Raw genomic sequence first — 16,628 nt, forward strand, 5'->3', positions numbered from 1 at the left:
CTAAAAAAAATAAAAATGATTAAAAATATACTATTAATAGGAGTTTTTTTGACCGCTGATCTGGTGTCGGCACAAATTGGAATAAGCAGAGCATCCGTAAGCAATGCTTCTGTATCTCTGCAGTTTGGAGATACGGAAAGTAAAGGTTTATTACTTCCTTATGTTACTGATAAAACAGGAATTACAGATAACGGAACCCTTATTTTTGATACTTCAGATAATAAGGTAAAATATTTAAAAGATACCAATACATGGTTTGATCTGAGCGTTGACACAACAGGAGCTGCGGATTTAAGCATTCAGGCAGCCGACAGAACAGAGCAGCCCGGAGCTAAAGTTTCCATCAACTCAGCAGATACAGGAACAGATTCTACAAAAGGAATACTGGTTCTTGCTGATACCAACAAAGCAATGGTACTGCCTAAAGTGGCAAGCCCTCACCTGAATATCATTGCACCCAGCGCCGGTATGATAGCTTACGACACTGTAAAAAAGCAACTGGCCGTCTATAACGGAAAAGTCTGGACTTTTTGGAAACCCTAACATTAACTAAAACCTTCTTTACTGAAGGTTTTTTTTATAATATGATTCAAATCTGAACAATAATAGCGCGAACCACCAAGTGAAGCAGTGGTTCAATAGTTTCCATCACATTCAATGATAATAAATTTAAAATTTCATTAACTCAATTTTCCTTTTTCATTGCGTAAATTTGGCTTAAATAAATTTAGAACAATGCTTAATTTCGAGTTTAAAAACCCTACAAAAATACTTTTCGGGAAAGGCGAAATCGCTAAAATTTCCAAAGAAATTCCTCAAGATGCCAAAATATTAATGATTTACGGAGGCGGAAGCATCAAAAACAATGGTGTTTACGATCAGGTAAAGGAGGCCTTGGCACATCATGAAGTTTATGAATTCGGAGGCGTTCCTGCCAATCCGGAATATGAAGTTCTGATCAACGCCCTGAGCTTTATCAAAGAAAAAAGCATCACGTATCTTCTTGCGGTAGGTGGCGGATCTGTAATAGACGGAACAAAATTCCTTTCTGCAGCAGCTCATTATGACGGAGAACCATGGGAAATTCTGAGAAAGTCGGTAAGAACGTTTGAAGGTCAGGGAATGCCTTTCGGCAGTATTTTAACATTGCCTGCAACGGGTTCTGAAATGAATTCAGGATATGTTATCTCCAGAAGAGAAACCAATGAAAAGCTGTCTTCCGGAGGTCCCGGCCTTTTCCCACAGTTTTCTGTGCTGGATCCTGAGGTTGTAAGATCGATTCCTAAAAATCAAATTGTAAACGGGATTACAGATGCCTATACTCATGTATTGGAACAATATATGACGGCTCCTTCTTCTGCTGATCTTCAGGAGAGAATTGCAGAAAGTATTCTTATCAGTCTTCAGGAGACCGCTCCAAAAGTATTGGCGGATGAATTTAATTATGATGCTGCCGGTAATTTTATGTGGTGCTGTACAATGGCTCTGAACGGACTGATTCAAAAGGGAGTGATTACGGACTGGGCAGTACATGCAATGGGACATGAATTAACCGCTTATTTTGGAATTGACCACGCAAGGACACTTGCAATAATTGCTCCTTCACATTACCGTTACAATTTCGAAGATAAAAAGGGGAAACTGGCTCAGTACGCTGAAAGAGTCTGGGGAATCAAAGACGGAACTGTAGAAGAAAAAGCAGAACTGGGTATCAGAAAGCTGGAAGAATTCTTCCACAGTCTTCATATCAAAACGAGACTTTCCGAGTACACGGAAGACTTTAAGGGAACTGCTGAAAAAGTTGAAAAAGCCTTTACAGACAGAAAATGGTTAGGGCTTGGAGAGCATAAGAAGCTGACTCCTCAGGATGCTTATAAGATTGTAGAGATGAGCTATTAGTGATTTCGGTGTGCGGTTTTGGGATTAAAGATGAAAGTATTTATATTAATTTTCAATATGAAAATATATGAAACGAAACTTGCATCTTCCATCGCTGCATTCATAAAATTATTTAATTTACAAACATTTGTTTAAAAATTCATTATTTCATTACAGATATTTCAAATTTATTTATATTTTAGCATATTCTTAAATTTGTGAAAATGAAAAAACAGCTACTTTTATTTGCCTTTTCTGCCCTTGCGCTTACTTCTTGTAAAGACGACAATCTTGAAGCTTATGATATGGATATCATGAAGGGAGATTGGAAAGAAGTTAAAAGAGAAGTAATTTCGGGAAAAGATAATAAAACAGTGCTTTATACTGAAACTTTAACAGGATGTGCCACCAAAAATACGCTTTTCTTAAGAACAGATTATTATGTAAGCTACACAGCGTATACAGGAGAAGGTGCTAATTGTACTGCTGCTCCTACAACTGAAGGAAGATATACTTACGATGCTGATTCAAAGGTGATAGGAATTAAACTTGGAAATGAAGGCTCTGTAAACTACAGAATTGATATTTTGACCAACAAGGATCTTAAACTGGCTCAGCAGTCAGGAATATTTGACATGGACGGAGATAAAATACCTGATATTCCTTACGTTACCTACAAAAGATAAATCATAAACTCCCGCTAATCGGGAGTTTTTTATTACTTTTATACTTAATTTTAAAACTGAATATAATGAAGAAGATTCTAACAGCATTTTTACTGCTGTGCTTTACTGTTGCTTTTTGTCAGGAAAACAAACCTATGTTCTGGCAGGACATCCAGGAGTTTAAAAAACTGGATCAGCAAAACCCTCCTCAAAAGGATGCCATTTTATTTATCGGAAGTTCCTCATTCACCAAATGGACTGATATTGCAGATTATTTTCCGGGAAAAACCATTATCAACAGAGGGTTTGGGGGATCAAGACTTACAGATCTTAATTATTTTGCCAATGATCTCTTAGCTCCTTACCAGCCCAAACAGATCATCATTTACTGTGGTGAAAATGACTTTGCAGATGATCATAAGCTCAAGGCAAAAGTGGTAGTTGACAGGTACAAAGCTTTCTACAGAAAGATCCGTGAAAGATTTCCTGATATTGAAGTAGATTACATTTCCATCAAATATTCGCCAAGCAGAGAAGTGATCTGGCCTCAGATGAAAATTGCCAACAAAAAAATTGCTGCTTTTATGAAAAAAGAACCGAATGCAGCATTTATTGACGTTACAAAAGCCATGCAGGATGCCAATGGAAACGTAAGAAAAGATATTTTTGTGGAAGATATGCTTCACTTTAAGCCGGAAGGATACAGAATCTGGACAAAGGTGATCACGCCCTACCTGAAGTAATAACTGGTATTATTTTAATTCACCCGGAATTTCACCTGATTATAGACAAAGCTAGATTTTCGGGATGAATATGAAGAAACCTAAACTTTAATAAAAAAACGATTCCATTTCAGGAATCGTTTTTTATTTTATTTCTTTCTTTTCGATTTCGATATTGCTTTCTGCTGGGCTCTGTTGGCGCCAAACTTCTTAGGTGCCTTTCTTTTGGAAGGTCCACCCCAGTTTTCTTTAGTATTTTTAGCTTTTTTCTCGTGGAATGCGCCTCCTCCTTCATTCAGTTTTACCTGTACCGGATTTTTCATTATTACCTGATCTTCTTCGGCCGCAATCTTTTTAGGATTGATCTCAACTTCTTCAGGGAATTCATTAAACTTCAAATCCTTATCCATCAACAGTTCAATGTCCAGAACCAAAGGTTCTTCCTTTTTAGTAACAAAAGTAATGGCCTTTCCTTCTTTATCTGCTCTACCTGTTCTACCGATTCTGTGGATATACTGCTCCGGAATATCAGGCGTTTCAAAGTTAATAACGTGGGTAATATTTGAAATATCAAGACCTCTTGCCATAACGTCTGTGGTAATCAAGCCTCTTATTTCCTCATTCTCAAAGCTTTTCATAGCCTTAAGTCTGTAGTTTTGAGATTTATTGGAGTGAATGACATCAAACTGCTCTGGGAAAAGCTCATCAATTTTAGTGAAAAGCAGGTCTGCATGTTTTTTATTATTCGCAAAAATCAAAACTTTAGACATATCTGTATCATTCTTCAGCAAATGTTCCAGCAGGTTGATCTTGGTATTGAAGTTTTCCACTTTGTAAGCCGTCTGCTCAATTTTTTCAAGCGGAGTTCCTGATTTTGCCAATGAAATTTCTACAGGACTTGCAAAATACACATCCAGCATTTCATCCACCGCTTCAGTCATGGTTGCAGAGAAAAGAATATTCTGCCTCTTCTCTTTCATCATTTCAAAAATATGGGTAAGCTGCGGTCTGAAACCTAAGTTAAGCATCTCATCAAATTCATCAATGATCAGCTTCTGAACTTCTTTCAGAGAAATAGCGTTGTCTATGGAAAGATCCATTACTCTTCCAGGGGTTCCTACTAAAATATCACAACCGTCATTAAACAACAGTTTTTGCGTGTTGATATTTTTCCCACCGTATATTCCGATTACTCTTGCTGTAATATTTTCTGTCAGTTTCTCAAGAATTTCAGTTACCTGCACTACCAATTCTCTTGTAGGAACAAGCACTAAAACAGTTGGATTTCCTGTTTTGCTATATTTCCATGTTTTCAGAACGGGCAAAAGATAAGCTAATGTTTTCCCGGTTCCTGTCTGTGCAATTCCCATTACATCTCTTCCGGAAAGAATAGGTTTTAAGCTCTTCTCCTGAATTGGGGTAGGTTCAAATAATTCCAGATCCGCTAAAACATCAAGAATTTTAACCGGAAGGTCAAAATCTGCAAAAGTGAGTTTTTCCATTTTGCAAAGATAGGTATTTAATTTTTTAGTAGGGAAACCGGGAGTATGAAGCTGGGAAATTATAAGACTTCATAGCTGAATTGATGATCAAAATAATGGAGTATCACAGATTATTTCTTCTCTTTCAATCTCCGTCATCCAGCTATGCTGATCAGTTCACCTTTACACTGCTGACTTTGATTTTAATATCATCGTCTTCCCATTTGCTTGAGGTGACAATTACGTATCCCTTCTTTTTCGGGTCTTTTCTGATGGGAAATTTATCTTCTTCCCACTGGTTGCAGTGGGTTGAAATAGGAGGCAATAATGGTTTCCAACCTGTTTTATCAAATGTGTACACATAAAATGGATGCCAGCAGCTGGTACACCAGTTGGGATAAAAACCGATCTCATCTTTTCCGTCGCCATTAAGGTCGCCTAAATTATACAGGATTCCCTGATTGGCCGGTGAAATAGTGATAGGTTTTATCTTTTTATCACTGAAGTAAATCGTGGTTTCACATTTGCCTTCGCATTCTTCACCACAGTCCGTGACTTTAGTGAAGGCATATTCTTTGGTTCCACTGCCGTCAAAGTCTCCCTGAACGTTCTCTTCGTTTCCCTGCTGGGCGGTACAATACGAGCTTAATAAGGTGATTGCTGTAATAATAAGTGTTTTCATTGTGGGGTTAAGGTTATGAGTTATTGAGTTACGCGATTAAGGGTTATGGTGGTAAGGATTTGAGCTTCTTTCAGATCAGCCATCTTTACTTTTATTTTCTGGTAACTCTCAGCAGGAGTATTATAACTAACAGGACTGAAAAAACAAATCCCAAGACTGCCACCAAAGATAATTCCCCTATTCTGGGTCCTGATTCTGAAGAAAAAACGATAGCCGTTGCAATGATATTAGCGCCTAAAACCATGGCTAAAATCAGATTAATAACACTGGATTTGATCAGCTGGTTGGTTTTTTCTATATTTTTAATCTCACTGGAAACAGTAAACTTGTTTTCGTCAAGTTTTTGCAGTACAGAACGAAGTTCTTTAGGGATTTCATCTACATTATCCGTGAAGTTCATCATCCTGTCCATTCCTGTTTTTAAAATATTCTTTGGACTGATCTTTTTGGTAAAAATTTTCTTGGTATAAGGATGCAGACTTTTGACGATATCCAGATCCGGATTGATATTTCTTCCCACCCCCTCAATCAGGCTGATTCCTTTAAATAGAAGATAGAAATAATCCGGCATATAGAGCCTGTTTTCTTTCAGAATATCTTTCATTTTATTGATGATCACCTGCACATTAATGTCCTGTAGTGAGGAACTGTGAACAAAATTCAGAATGTCATCTACGTCATTTTCGAATCTTCTTTCATCCGGTATTTCATAGCTTACCGCCATTTTTTTGAGATAACGGACAATTTTATGAGAATTTTTCGCTACAAAACTTACAATAAGATTTTCAAGGATTTCTTTATCATTGGGCTGAATCTTCCCTACCGCACCAAAATCAATAAAAACAATTTTACCGTCTTTTTTCACCAATATATTACCGGCATGTGGATCCGCATGGAAGAATCCGTAGTCTAAAATCTGAGAGACAAACAGTCTGAGCCCTGTTTCAGAAACTTTCACAGGATCAATATTATGGGCTAAAAGGAGTGATTTATCCGTAACTTTTATTCCATCAATGAATTCCATACAAAGAATATTGTTATTGGAAAGTTCTTCGTACACTTTCGGGACATACGTTTCTTTATTATTTTTAAAATTCAGACGGAACTGCAGGATGTTATTTCTTTCATTCGTCAAAGAGACTTCTTCCAGTAATGATTTTTCAAAAGTGGAAATAGCCTGTTTCAGATTCAGCTTCTCTCCTATCTCCGAATAAGTGGATATCAGCTTTTCAATATCTTTAATAAGAAGGAGATCATCTTCAATAACAGACTGCACATCAGGCTTTCTGAGTTTTAAGATCACGGGGCTTCCGTCTTTTAAAACCGCTTTATACACCTGGGCGATAGATGCTGTGGCCAGGGGTTCTTTCTGAATTTCGAGGAAATAATCCTGAACAGAAATATTGAACTCATTCTCCAGCATTTCTTCTACGTCCATCTCTACGGTTTCTACCTTATCCTGAAGCTTCTGCAGCTCCTGAATCAGTTCCGGTGGTAATAGATCTTCACGATTGCTGAATGACTGGCCAAGCTTGACAAAAGTGGGTCCCAGTTCTTCGAGAGCCAGTCTTATTCTTTCATAAACCGTTCCCTTTGAAATAATTTCGTCAGAATTAGATGGTTCTTCAGGCTTGTTTCCTCCGTTCATTCTTGCCAGCATATCTTTAAATCCATATTTACTCAGTACGGAAATCAGTCTTGCGGATCTTTTCAGTTTTCTTTGCTGCTTATCAAACATAGTGTATCAATAGTAGGTGCAATGTACTCCAAAAACTGTTCCTTTATGAAAAGAATTATTTATCATAACACCAACACAGAAAGTTAAAAAAAACAACACATAATCAGTATTTTAAAGAATTAAATACATTAATAATTAGAAAAATCTTTATATATCATAAAAATTAATATATTTACAGCGTACAAATAAAACAATCCAAAAGTATTAGAACATGAAAAATTTACGTAACAACAAACTTTCAAGAGCGCAATTAAAAGGAATTGCAGGAAGCGGAATTATTATCGGAAACTGCTCCAATGAATGCTGTCCTAAAGATGGAAGGCCAAGATGCCCAAGACTGATCTGCCCTGCTGTAGTATGTCCTGAGTACATGTAATTCACTCAAAGAAATTTTAGGTAAAATAAAAAAGAGACTGTCTTTGCGGACAGTCTCTTTTGTTTTTGATTATTTTTATTTAAGATAGGTTTCGTACAGATCTTTTCTGCGGTCTTTCATCACCTGAACGGAGCCATTGTGATGGAGATCTTTTAAAAGGTTCAGGTCTACATCTACAATCAGGGTCATTTCTGTATTGGGAGTCGCTTCTCCTTTTACAGCATTGGATGGGAATGCAAAATCGGAAGGGGTAAATACAGCCGCCTGCCCGAACTGAATGTCCATATTATTAACCTTTGGAAGGTTTCCTACGCATCCGGCGATGGCAACATAACATTCATTTTCTATGGCTCTTGCGGCGGCGCAGTGACGAACCCTCATGTAGGCATTCTGAGTGTCCGTCAGATACGGTACAAACAGGATTTTCATTCCCTGGTCGGCCAGAATTCTTGGCAATTCCGGGAACTCGACGTCATAGCAGATCACCAGGCCTATTTTACCGCAGTCAGTATCAAAAACCCTGATTTCATTTCCTCCTTTCATCCCGTAATATCTCTTTTCGTTCGGGGTAATATGAATTTTCCTGTATTCATCCATACGCCCGTCACGGTGAAGAAGATAACTTACATTGTAGAGTTCATTGTTTTCAAAAACGGGCATACTTCCGGAAATAATGTTCACATTGTAACTGATGGCGAGTTCTGAAATTTTCTTTTTGATCTCTTCAGTCAGCTTCGCCAGCTCTATCATACTGTCTCTTTCAGAAAGATTATTGAAAGGAGCTAATAAAGGCGTGTTGAAAAGCTCCGGGAAAAGAACAAAGTCTGACTTATAATCTCCCATCACATTCACGAAGAATTCCACCTGCTCATAAAAGGCTTCTATATCCTTAAAATGCCTCATCTGCCACTGTACCAATCCGAGACGGATGATGCTGTCCTGCATGGTATTGGGCTTTCTGCTGTAATAGATATTGTTCCATTGTAAAAGAACAGCATTTTCTCTTGATGCTTCATCTTCAGGAAGATATTTTTTCAGGATTCTTATCGGAAGAAAATTATTGGAAAGCTGGAAAGATAATACGGGATCATAGATCTCTTTATCTCTTACTTTTCTGATATATTCTCTGGGTGAAAGTTCATGGCTGTATTTATGATAGCTTGGAATTCTGCCTCCAAGGATAATGGATTTTAAGTGTAACTGCTCGCAGAGTTCTTTTCTGGCGTCATAAAGTCTTCTTCCGAGGCGCAGTTCACGAAACTCCGGATCTACAAAAACTTCAATTCCGTAGAGGACATTTCCTGTAGAAGTATGGGTATTGAAGGTATAATTTCCTGTGATATCACTGTACGTATGATCGTCTCCAAATTCATCGTAATTCACAATAATGGAAAGGGCTACTGCAGCCAGTTTTCCGTCAACTGTTATACAGATCTGTCCATTGGGGAACATTTTGGTGAGCTTATCAATACTTTTTTTGGACCAAATGGATTCTGACATTTGTGGATAGGCCCTTTTCATCGTTTCCGCCAGTTCATCATAATCCTGAAGCGTCAGGTTTCTTGTTTCTATTTGCATTTGATGTAATTTTACTTAAATTTAGTGAAAATTTGTTTTAATAGGCTATTACCTAGCAAAACATTAACCAAAAATGAATCGGAATGGCAATAATTTTTCTGAATCAAAGCGAGTGTCCTGTTTGTAAAAAAACTTTAGATAAAGGACAGGATATCGTGTTATTTCCTCCTTTCACCTCGGACAAGAATCATCAATTTTACTTATTTAATGATGAAGGAGTTCACCGTTCCTGTTTGAAGAAAACAAAATTTGGAACAGAAGCCTTACAATTTTTAGAAACAAAATTTCCGATATAAAAAAATCCCACCCAAAACGGGCAGGATTTATATTTAAAATTCAAGTCAAAAATTATTCCCACTCAATCGTTGCAGGTGGTTTGCTTGAAATATCGTAAGCTACTCTGTTGATTCCTCTTACTTCGTTGATGATTCTGCTGGAAACGGTATCCAGGAATTCGTAAGGAAGTCTGCTCCAAGTGGCCGTCATAAAGTCGATGGTGTTGGCAGAACGAACTACCGCTGTGTATTCGTATGTTCTTTCGTCACCCATTACTCCAACAGATTTTACCGGAAGAAGTACAACAAATGCCTGAGATACTTTTTCGTAAAGGTCATTCTTGTATAATTCTTCAATAAAGATATCATCAGCTTCCTGAAGGATTCTTACTTTTTCGGCATCTACTGCTCCCAATACTCTGATTCCTAATCCCGGACCTGGGAAAGGGTGTCTGTATACCAAGTGGTGAGGAATACCTAATTCTTCTCCTACTCTTCTTACTTCGTCCTTGAAAAGTTCTCTCAATGGCTCTAATAATTCGAATTCCATATCTTCAGGAAGTCCTCCGACGTTGTGGTGAGACTTAATTACAGCAGATGGTCCGTTGACAGACTGGCTTTCGATAACATCAGGATAAATGGTTCCCTGAGCTAAGAATTTAGCACCTTCAATTTTGTGAGATTCTTCGTCAAATACGTGGATAAATTCGTTTCCGATGATCTTTCTCTTCGCTTCAGGATCATCTACTCCGGCTAGTTTTGAAAGGAATCTTTCTTTAGCATCTACCATTTTAATGTTCATATGGAAATGCTCTCCATACTGATCCATTACTTTTTTGCCTTCATCCTTTCTTAATAATCCTGTATCTACAAAGATACATGTTAACTGATCTCCGATAGCTTTGTGGATCAGAACAGCGGCTACAGAAGAATCCACACCACCGGAAAGTCCAAGAATTACTTTGTTGTCTCCTACTTTCTCACGGATTTCTTCAACAGTTTTTTCAATATAGTTGGTCAGTTTCCAGTTTTTCTCTGAGTTACAGATTCCGAATACAAAATTTTCAAGCATTTTCGCACCTTCTTCTGTATGAGAAACTTCCGGGTGGAACTGAACGCAGAATATTTTTTTGTCTTCATTAGAAATAGAAGCAATTACCCCTGATTTTGCGTTTAACTCAAAACCGGCAGGCAGTTCTCCCACTTCGTCAAAGTGGCTCATCCAAACCACTGAGTTCTGGGTAACTCCTTTTAATAAAGAGCTTTCTTTAACGATCTCAAGGTTGGCTTTTCCATATTCTCCTTTTTCTCCTTTATTTACTTTCCCTCCTAAAAGGTGGGCAGTCATCTGCATTCCGTAGCAGATTCCCAATACGGGAACTCCCTGCTCATATAATGCTTTTTCAACGAGGTGGGCATTTTCTGCATTTACTGAGCTTGGTCCGCCGGAAAGGATAATTCCCTTTGGCTGCTTTGCTAAAATATCTTGTAATGGTGTATTGTAAGGTAAGATCTCAGAGTATACCCCCATCTCACGGATTCTTCTTCCGATAAGCTGGTTGTACTGGGATCCGAAATCTAAAATAATAATACCGTTGTTCATTGTTGATAATTGATAAATGATGATTAATTATAAGCTGTAAGCTATAAGCTAAAGGCTGTAAGCTCTCCAGGCTGCAATAAGCATACTGCCTGTTGCATAAAGCTTATTGCTTACTTAACTGTTTTACAAAAAAAGACTTGGAGTTGCTCCAAATCTTTTTTCGTGATTTTTATTAAAACTTTCCGATGTCTTCTCTGTAGAAGCCGTAATCGAAATGTACATGGCTTGCATCTTCGTAAACCTTTTTGCGGGCATCTTCGAAAGTAGCTCCTGTAGCTACAATGTTCAGAACTCTCCCCCCGTTGGAAACCACTTTGTCTCCTTTGCTGATGGCACCTGCGTATAATAGTTTACTGTGTTTCAGCTTATCTTCTCCTGTAATTTCGAAACCTGTTTCGATGTTTCTCGGATATCCTCCTGAGCACATTACAAGACAAATTGCTTTTTCGTCCTTAAATGTAAGCTGAATATCTTTTCCTTCCATACAGTCCTGGATCACATCCAAAAGATTGTTTTCCATCAGCGCCATCAACACCTGAGTTTCAGGATCTCCGAATCTCATGTTGTATTCAAGAAGGTAAGCTCCGTTTTTAGTAACCATCAATCCGAAGAAGATGATTCCTTTAAATCCGAAACCTTCAGCTTTAAGCCCTTTAATGGTAGGCTCCAAGATGTTTTTCTCAAAATCTGCATAGTGCTCCTGAGTAAATTCCGGGCTTGGTGCTACTGAACCCATACCTCCTGTATTAGGTCCTGTATCTCCGTTCCCCGCTTTTTTATAATCCTTTGCAGCTACACAAGGGAATAGTTTTTCCCCGTTAGAGAAAGCAATAATAGACGCTTCAAAACCTTGTAAATATTCTTCGATAACTAAACGGATTCCTGCATCTCCATAAATTCTTCTGATCATGAAATCATGGATGGTAGCTTCAGCTTCTTCAAGGTTGTCACAAATAACCACCCCTTTTCCGCCTGCCAATCCGCTTGCTTTGATCACCAAAGGGTATTGCTGTGTCTGCACATATTCTTTAGCATCATTGTATGAATCAAACACAACAGCTTTAGCTGTTTTGATATCATAGGTCTGCATAAATTTCTTAGAGAAAGCTTTACTTCCTTCCAGACTTGCTACTTTTTGGGTAGGTCCGAAAACCTTAAGATCATGCTTTTTAAATTCGTCCTTGATACCTGCTACAAGAGGAGCTTCAGGACCTACGATCGTAAGATCAATTTTTTCTTTAATGGCGAAATCTCTAAGTTCTTTGATTTCTGATAAATGAACATTTTTCCCTATTACATCGGTAGTAGCATTCCCGTTAGCAAAAAACATTTTAGAAATTCTTGAGTCATTCTGAAGCTTTGCCGCTAAAGCAGATTCTCTACCGCCTTCACCTATGATTAATATTCTCATACTTTATATTATTATCTAGTCTTATTTTACAAATATATAATTTTGAATGCTAAAAATACAATCCCTAATTATTTTTTAATTCTATTTTAATTAGTGAAAAAAGTGTCTGACACCTGTAAACATCATTGGAATATTGTGCTCATTGGCGGCCTCAATACTATCCTGATCTTTTACACTTCCACCCGGCTGAATAATCGCCTTGATACCTTCCTGAGCGCAGAAATCTACCACGTCACGGAAAGGGAAAAATGCGTCTGAAGCCAATACCAGATCTCCTGAGAATTTTTCTTTTGCTCTTTCGATAGCCTGCTGAGTCGCCCAGATTCTGTTGACCTGTCCGCCTCCGATACCGAATGCCTGAATTCCGTTGGAAACTACGATGGCATTAGACTTCACATATTTTACCACTCTCTGAGAAAACAGTAATGCTTTTTTCTGCTCTTCTGTAGGCTGTACTTCCGTTACCACTTTGATATCGTCTGAGAAATGAAGGTCATTATCCTGAACAAGGATCCCTCCGTCTACTTTCACCCAAGTCTGTTTGTCTGAAACCGGGTTTACGATTTTAATGATTCTTAAGTTTTTCTTTTTTCTTAAAATTTCAATGGCGTCTTCATCAAATTCAGGAGCCATTACGATCTCAAGGAAAGTTTTATTCAGTTCTTCAGCTGTTGCTGCGTCTATTTTGTAGTTCATTGCAACAATTCCGCCAAAGATGGAAACCGGATCACATTCGAATGTTTTCTGGTATGTTTCCAGGGCTGAAGTTCCTATGGCAACCCCACACGGTGTAGAGTGTTTTACGGCACAACAAGCCATTTCTTCTTTGAACTCATTCACTACTTTCCAGCAAAGGTCCATATCACGAAGATTGTTGAAAGAAAGTTCTTTACCTCCAAGCTGTTCAAAGTCTTTCATGGCTCCGTTCTCGAAAGTAGAAACATAGTAAGCTGCCGTCTGATGAGGGTTTTCTCCGTATCTAAGGTCAGCTGCTTTTTTGTAAGAAGCATTCAGATAAGCAGGATATTCTTCATCAAGAAGCATTCTTGAAATGGCAGCATCATAAGCAGAGGTAAGGTTGAATACTTTTCCTGCAAGCTTTTTACGGGTTTCGATGTACGTATCTCCGTTTTGCTCCATTTCAATTTTCACAGCTGCATAATCTTCTACATCAGTGATTACAGTTACGGAATCAAAGTTTTTGGCCGCAGAACGAAGCATTGAAGGTCCGCCGATATCAATAAACTCTACTTTTTCATGTAAAGAAATGTCTTTGTTGACATTTTCAAAGAAAGGGTAAAGGTTTACGATCACCATGTCAATCAGACCAATTCCGTGTTCCTGAACGGTTTTCATGTGCTCTTCGTTGGTACGGACAGCCAGCAATCCTCCGTGAACTTTCGGGTGTAAAGTTTTCACTCTTCCGTCCAGCATTTCAGGGAAATTGGTTACCTCATCAATCTGAATAGGATTTAAACCAGCGTCTTTCAAATGTTTGAACGTTCCTCCCGTAGAGATCAACTCATAATTCTGAGCTTCCAAAAACTGCGCGAATTCAATTAACCCACTTTTGTCAGAAACACTGATTAAAACTCTCTTTTTACTCATTTTACTTTCAATTTTTTACTTTTTACAGCTATTTCAAACTGTGTCCGGGTCTTTCACCTCCGGACTTACTTTTATTTTACTTAGATTTTTCTATTTTTCCTGTCAAAAAAAAGTTTGACGTTAATTATTTCCCAGGACCTTATTGATGGCTACAGGAAATATTTCATATTCAATCTGGTGAACTTTCTGAGCAAGTGTTTCAGGAGTATCCTCAGCGGTTACTTCAAAAGATTTCTGAAGAATAGCTTCTCCTTCATCAATGCCCGGTGTTACAAAATGTACAGTTGCCCCACTCTCTACTTCTTTGGCTTCAATAACTGCATTATGAACGTTCATGCCCCACATTCCTTTTCCTCCGAATTTCGGAAGCAGCGCGGGATGAATATTGATTATCTTACCGTTCCAGTTTTCGCAGAATTCAGATTTTAGGATGGATAAAAATCCTGCCAATACTATAAGATCAGTATTTTCCGGGATTACTTCAGCCAATTCACTGCTGAAATTCTTTCCTCTTGGAATGAGTATGTTCTCTATATTGTGATTCTTTGCTCTTTCCAGCCCAAAACATTCCCGGTCTGCTACCACCAAAGTTACTTTTGCATTCCGGATTTCTCCTGAATCAATAGTATCAATGATTCTCTGCAGATTTGTTCCTGAACCGGATACGAGTACAACGATGTTCTTCATTATTCAGATGTTAGATGCCAGATTTAAGATTACAGACTTACCGTCTGATGTCCAGAGTCTGAAATCTGATGTCATTTAAAATTTCAAATCAATTTTCTCAGCTCCTTCTGTGATTTCTCCGATTTCGTAAGCATCATCAAGAAGATTTAATACTTTTTCAGCATGTTCAGCATCCACAACGATAACCATACCTACCCCCATATTGAATGTTCCGTACATTTCCTCGCGAGCTACTTCACCTCTTTTTTCAAGCTCAAGCATTATGCTAGGAATTCTGATTTTAGATTCGTCAATAGAAGCACAAAGTCCTTCAGGAATGATTCTTGGAACGTTTTCGTAAAGACCGCCTCCTGTGATATGGGCAATTCCGCTTACTTTTACTTCTTCCAATACTTTATGAATATCTTTATAGTATAGTCTTGTAGGAACTAAAAGGGTTTCGTATAATGGTTTTCCTTCAAATTCTTCTTCGAAGTTCGGGAATACTTTTCTTACTAAAGAGAATCCGTTTGAGTGGAATCCTGAGCTTGGTAATGCAATAATTTTGTTACCTGCTTTGATGGCAGAACCGTCAATAATCTGATCTTTTTCTACAATTCCTACACAAAATCCTGCAACATCATAATCTCCCGGCTGATACATTCCCGGCATTTCAGCAGTTTCTCCCCCAATCAGCGCACAGTTGTTATCCTTACAGGCAGCTACCATTCCTAAAACGATTTCTGCAGCAATTTCTGAATCAAGCTTTCCACAAGCCAGATAATCTAAGAAGAATAAAGGTTTTGCACCGTGACAAAGAATATCATTGGCACACATCGCGAAGCAATCTACCCCAATAGAATCGTATTTTTTGGTATCTAAAGCTACTTTCAGTTTTGTTCCTACTCCATCTGTTCCTGATACAAGAACCGGATTTTTGTATCCGCCGATTTCATAGAAAGCTCCAAAACTTCCCAAATGATTCAGTACATTGGAATTGTGGGTTTCACCGACCGCTTTTTTGATCTTGTCAACCGTTTTGTATCCTTCTTCTTTGTCTACTCCCGCTGATTTGTAAGTGTTGCTCATGTCTGCTTAGATTTTTAGATATTGGATTCAGATTTCAGATGATTATTTGTCCTGCATCTGATATCTTGTGTCTTCTTATCTTTTAATATTTCAATTACTTTTATACTTGATTTTAGAAAACAAAAAAGCCGACAATCTTTTCAGATTATCGGCCGTTATTTTATCTCAGAATTTCAGAGCCCACAACTTTCCCTTTATGAGAAAAACATTGTTTATAGGAGGTCTGAATTTTCATCTCTTTTCTTTTTGCAAAAATAGTAATTTTAAATGAATATTCAAATTCTATTTTTCAAGGATTGTTTCAATGGCTGCAATCTTTTTGATTTTTTCCTTTAACTCATTGTCTTTCTCTTCATTAGAAATCTTTTGAGCTTCTTTATCAAAATTATCATTAAAGAAAGGCAGCGAAAAAGTTTCCACCACATTTCCTCCGTGGAAAGGAAAACGCTTTGATGCAGCTTCCAAAACTCCTGCTCCACCTCTGCCTCCCGGAGATGTAGACATCAATAGCATCGGCACTTCATTCCAAACTGTTCTGTCTTTGATTCTGGATACCCAGTCGAAAACATTTTTGAATGCTGTAGAGTATGTTCCGTTGTGTTCTCCCAGGGAGATCAACAGTACGTTGGCCCCGTCAACTTTTGCAGCAAAATCATGAGCTTCCTGCGGAATACCATTCGCAAGTTCTCTTTCGTGCTTATAGATGGGCATTTCGAAAGGGTTCATATCAATTACTTCCACTTCTGCATTTTCAAATAAAGTTGATGCGTAGGCTACCAGCTGTTTGTTCATTGAAACTTCTGAGTTGCTTCCTGCTATTGCTAAAATTTTCATATATGAGGTTTATTTTTAAGAT

General features: G+C 38.0%; 16 protein-coding genes. 6 read left to right on the top strand and 10 right to left on the bottom strand.

Going from position 1 to position 16,628, the window contains the following annotated elements:
- Positions 1-15 precede the first annotated feature (15 nt).
- The 4 genes from BLW74_RS19635 to BLW74_RS19650 all read left to right on the top strand — a co-directional run bounded on the left by BLW74_RS19635 (position 16) and on the right by BLW74_RS19650 (position 3,286).
- A complete protein-coding gene (locus tag BLW74_RS19635; RefSeq protein ID WP_089695406.1) occupies positions 16-543 on the top strand; it encodes a hypothetical protein in 528 nt (175 codons plus the stop codon).
- 192 nt (positions 544-735) lie between these two features.
- Positions 736-1,899: an iron-containing alcohol dehydrogenase gene (locus tag BLW74_RS19640; protein WP_089695409.1), complete on the top strand. Its 1,164-nt coding sequence runs from the start codon at positions 736-738 to the stop codon at positions 1,897-1,899.
- Between the two features lie 203 nt (positions 1,900-2,102).
- Complete coding sequence (locus BLW74_RS19645; protein ID WP_089695412.1) at positions 2,103-2,564, top strand: lipocalin-like domain-containing protein; 462 nt, start codon at positions 2,103-2,105, stop codon at positions 2,562-2,564.
- Between the two features lie 65 nt (positions 2,565-2,629).
- On the top strand, positions 2,630-3,286 hold the full coding sequence (locus BLW74_RS19650; protein WP_089695414.1) for a GDSL-type esterase/lipase family protein: 657 nt from the start codon (positions 2,630-2,632) through the stop codon (positions 3,284-3,286).
- Between the two features lie 128 nt (positions 3,287-3,414).
- On the opposite strand, the gene BLW74_RS19655 is transcribed toward BLW74_RS19650, so the two are convergent.
- The 3 genes from BLW74_RS19655 to BLW74_RS19665 form a co-directional block, all read right to left on the bottom strand.
- Positions 3,415-4,767: a DEAD/DEAH box helicase gene (locus tag BLW74_RS19655; RefSeq protein ID WP_089695417.1), complete on the bottom strand. Its 1,353-nt coding sequence runs from the start codon at positions 4,765-4,767 to the stop codon at positions 3,415-3,417.
- Positions 4,768-4,918: 151 nt separating this feature from the next.
- Positions 4,919-5,428: a hypothetical protein gene (locus BLW74_RS19660; protein WP_089695420.1), complete on the bottom strand. Its 510-nt coding sequence runs from the start codon at positions 5,426-5,428 to the stop codon at positions 4,919-4,921.
- A gap of 91 nt (positions 5,429-5,519) precedes the next feature.
- On the bottom strand, positions 5,520-7,166 hold the full coding sequence (locus BLW74_RS19665; RefSeq protein WP_089695423.1) for an ABC1 kinase family protein: 1,647 nt from the start codon (positions 7,164-7,166) through the stop codon (positions 5,520-5,522).
- Positions 7,167-7,377: 211 nt separating this feature from the next.
- Between BLW74_RS19665 and BLW74_RS22570 the strand changes: the two genes are divergently transcribed.
- Complete coding sequence (locus tag BLW74_RS22570) at positions 7,378-7,542, top strand: hypothetical protein (protein ID WP_167358481.1); 165 nt, start codon at positions 7,378-7,380, stop codon at positions 7,540-7,542.
- 75 nt (positions 7,543-7,617) lie between these two features.
- Here BLW74_RS22570 and BLW74_RS19670 read toward each other — a convergent pair whose 3' ends face one another.
- Positions 7,618-9,120, bottom strand: coding sequence for a bifunctional GNAT family N-acetyltransferase/carbon-nitrogen hydrolase family protein (locus tag BLW74_RS19670; protein WP_089695427.1), 1,503 nt, complete (start codon positions 9,118-9,120; stop codon positions 7,618-7,620).
- Between the two features lie 83 nt (positions 9,121-9,203).
- On the opposite strand from BLW74_RS19670, the gene BLW74_RS19675 reads away from it, so the two are divergent.
- Positions 9,204-9,416 carry a hypothetical protein gene (locus tag BLW74_RS19675; protein WP_089695430.1) on the top strand — a complete coding sequence of 71 codons (213 nt, stop codon included), beginning with the start codon at positions 9,204-9,206 and terminating at the stop codon, positions 9,414-9,416.
- Positions 9,417-9,468: 52 nt separating this feature from the next.
- Here BLW74_RS19675 and guaA read toward each other — a convergent pair whose 3' ends face one another.
- The 6 genes from guaA to BLW74_RS19705 all read right to left on the bottom strand — a co-directional run bounded on the left by guaA (position 9,469) and on the right by BLW74_RS19705 (position 16,606).
- Complete coding sequence (guaA, locus tag BLW74_RS19680; RefSeq protein ID WP_089695433.1) at positions 9,469-10,998, bottom strand: glutamine-hydrolyzing GMP synthase; 1,530 nt, start codon at positions 10,996-10,998, stop codon at positions 9,469-9,471.
- A gap of 172 nt (positions 10,999-11,170) precedes the next feature.
- Complete coding sequence (gene purD / locus BLW74_RS19685) at positions 11,171-12,409, bottom strand: phosphoribosylamine--glycine ligase (RefSeq protein ID WP_089695437.1); 1,239 nt, start codon at positions 12,407-12,409, stop codon at positions 11,171-11,173.
- A gap of 90 nt (positions 12,410-12,499) precedes the next feature.
- Positions 12,500-14,017, bottom strand: coding sequence for a bifunctional phosphoribosylaminoimidazolecarboxamide formyltransferase/IMP cyclohydrolase (gene purH, locus BLW74_RS19690; protein WP_089695440.1), 1,518 nt, complete (start codon positions 14,015-14,017; stop codon positions 12,500-12,502).
- 120 nt (positions 14,018-14,137) lie between these two features.
- Complete coding sequence (purN, locus tag BLW74_RS19695; RefSeq protein WP_089695443.1) at positions 14,138-14,704, bottom strand: phosphoribosylglycinamide formyltransferase; 567 nt, start codon at positions 14,702-14,704, stop codon at positions 14,138-14,140.
- Positions 14,705-14,779: 75 nt separating this feature from the next.
- Positions 14,780-15,772 (bottom strand): phosphoribosylformylglycinamidine cyclo-ligase, encoded by a 993-nt coding sequence (gene purM / locus BLW74_RS19700; RefSeq protein ID WP_089695446.1) that lies wholly within the window; start codon positions 15,770-15,772, stop codon positions 14,780-14,782.
- Positions 15,773-16,054: 282 nt separating this feature from the next.
- Entirely contained in the window at positions 16,055-16,606 is a 552-nt protein-coding gene (locus BLW74_RS19705; RefSeq protein ID WP_089695450.1) for an NADPH-dependent FMN reductase, read from the bottom strand.
- Positions 16,607-16,628: the final 22 nt, after the last annotated feature.

The sequence above is a fragment of the Chryseobacterium culicis genome, from assembly GCF_900108365.1.
In the GTDB taxonomy this organism is placed as follows: Bacteria; Bacteroidota; Bacteroidia; order Flavobacteriales; family Weeksellaceae; genus Chryseobacterium; species Chryseobacterium culicis.

What these genes read in the sequence shown, in the direction of transcription:
- BLW74_RS19635 (WP_089695406.1), top strand. Translation starts at nt 16, where the DNA reads ATGATTAAAAATATACTATTAATAGGAGTTTTTTTGACCGCTGATCTG.
- BLW74_RS19640 (WP_089695409.1), top strand. Translation starts at nt 736, where the DNA reads ATGCTTAATTTCGAGTTTAAAAACCCTACAAAAATACTTTTCGGGAAA.
- BLW74_RS19645 (WP_089695412.1), top strand. Translation starts at nt 2,103, where the DNA reads ATGAAAAAACAGCTACTTTTATTTGCCTTTTCTGCCCTTGCGCTTACT.
- BLW74_RS19650 (WP_089695414.1), top strand. Translation starts at nt 2,630, where the DNA reads ATGAAGAAGATTCTAACAGCATTTTTACTGCTGTGCTTTACTGTTGCT.
- BLW74_RS19655 (WP_089695417.1), bottom strand. Translation starts at nt 4,767, where the DNA reads ATGGAAAAACTCACTTTTGCAGATTTTGACCTTCCGGTTAAAATTCTT.
- BLW74_RS19660 (WP_089695420.1), bottom strand. Translation starts at nt 5,428, where the DNA reads ATGAAAACACTTATTATTACAGCAATCACCTTATTAAGCTCGTATTGT.
- BLW74_RS19665 (WP_089695423.1), bottom strand. Translation starts at nt 7,166, where the DNA reads ATGTTTGATAAGCAGCAAAGAAAACTGAAAAGATCCGCAAGACTGATT.
- BLW74_RS22570 (WP_167358481.1), top strand. Translation starts at nt 7,378, where the DNA reads ATGAAAAATTTACGTAACAACAAACTTTCAAGAGCGCAATTAAAAGGA.
- BLW74_RS19670 (WP_089695427.1), bottom strand. Translation starts at nt 9,120, where the DNA reads ATGCAAATAGAAACAAGAAACCTGACGCTTCAGGATTATGATGAACTG.
- BLW74_RS19675 (WP_089695430.1), top strand. Translation starts at nt 9,204, where the DNA reads ATGGCAATAATTTTTCTGAATCAAAGCGAGTGTCCTGTTTGTAAAAAA.
- guaA (WP_089695433.1), bottom strand. Translation starts at nt 10,998, where the DNA reads ATGAACAACGGTATTATTATTTTAGATTTCGGATCCCAGTACAACCAG.
- purD (WP_089695437.1), bottom strand. Translation starts at nt 12,409, where the DNA reads ATGAGAATATTAATCATAGGTGAAGGCGGTAGAGAATCTGCTTTAGCG.
- purH (WP_089695440.1), bottom strand. Translation starts at nt 14,017, where the DNA reads ATGAGTAAAAAGAGAGTTTTAATCAGTGTTTCTGACAAAAGTGGGTTA.
- purN (WP_089695443.1), bottom strand. Translation starts at nt 14,704, where the DNA reads ATGAAGAACATCGTTGTACTCGTATCCGGTTCAGGAACAAATCTGCAG.
- purM (WP_089695446.1), bottom strand. Translation starts at nt 15,772, where the DNA reads ATGAGCAACACTTACAAATCAGCGGGAGTAGACAAAGAAGAAGGATAC.
- BLW74_RS19705 (WP_089695450.1), bottom strand. Translation starts at nt 16,606, where the DNA reads ATGAAAATTTTAGCAATAGCAGGAAGCAACTCAGAAGTTTCAATGAAC.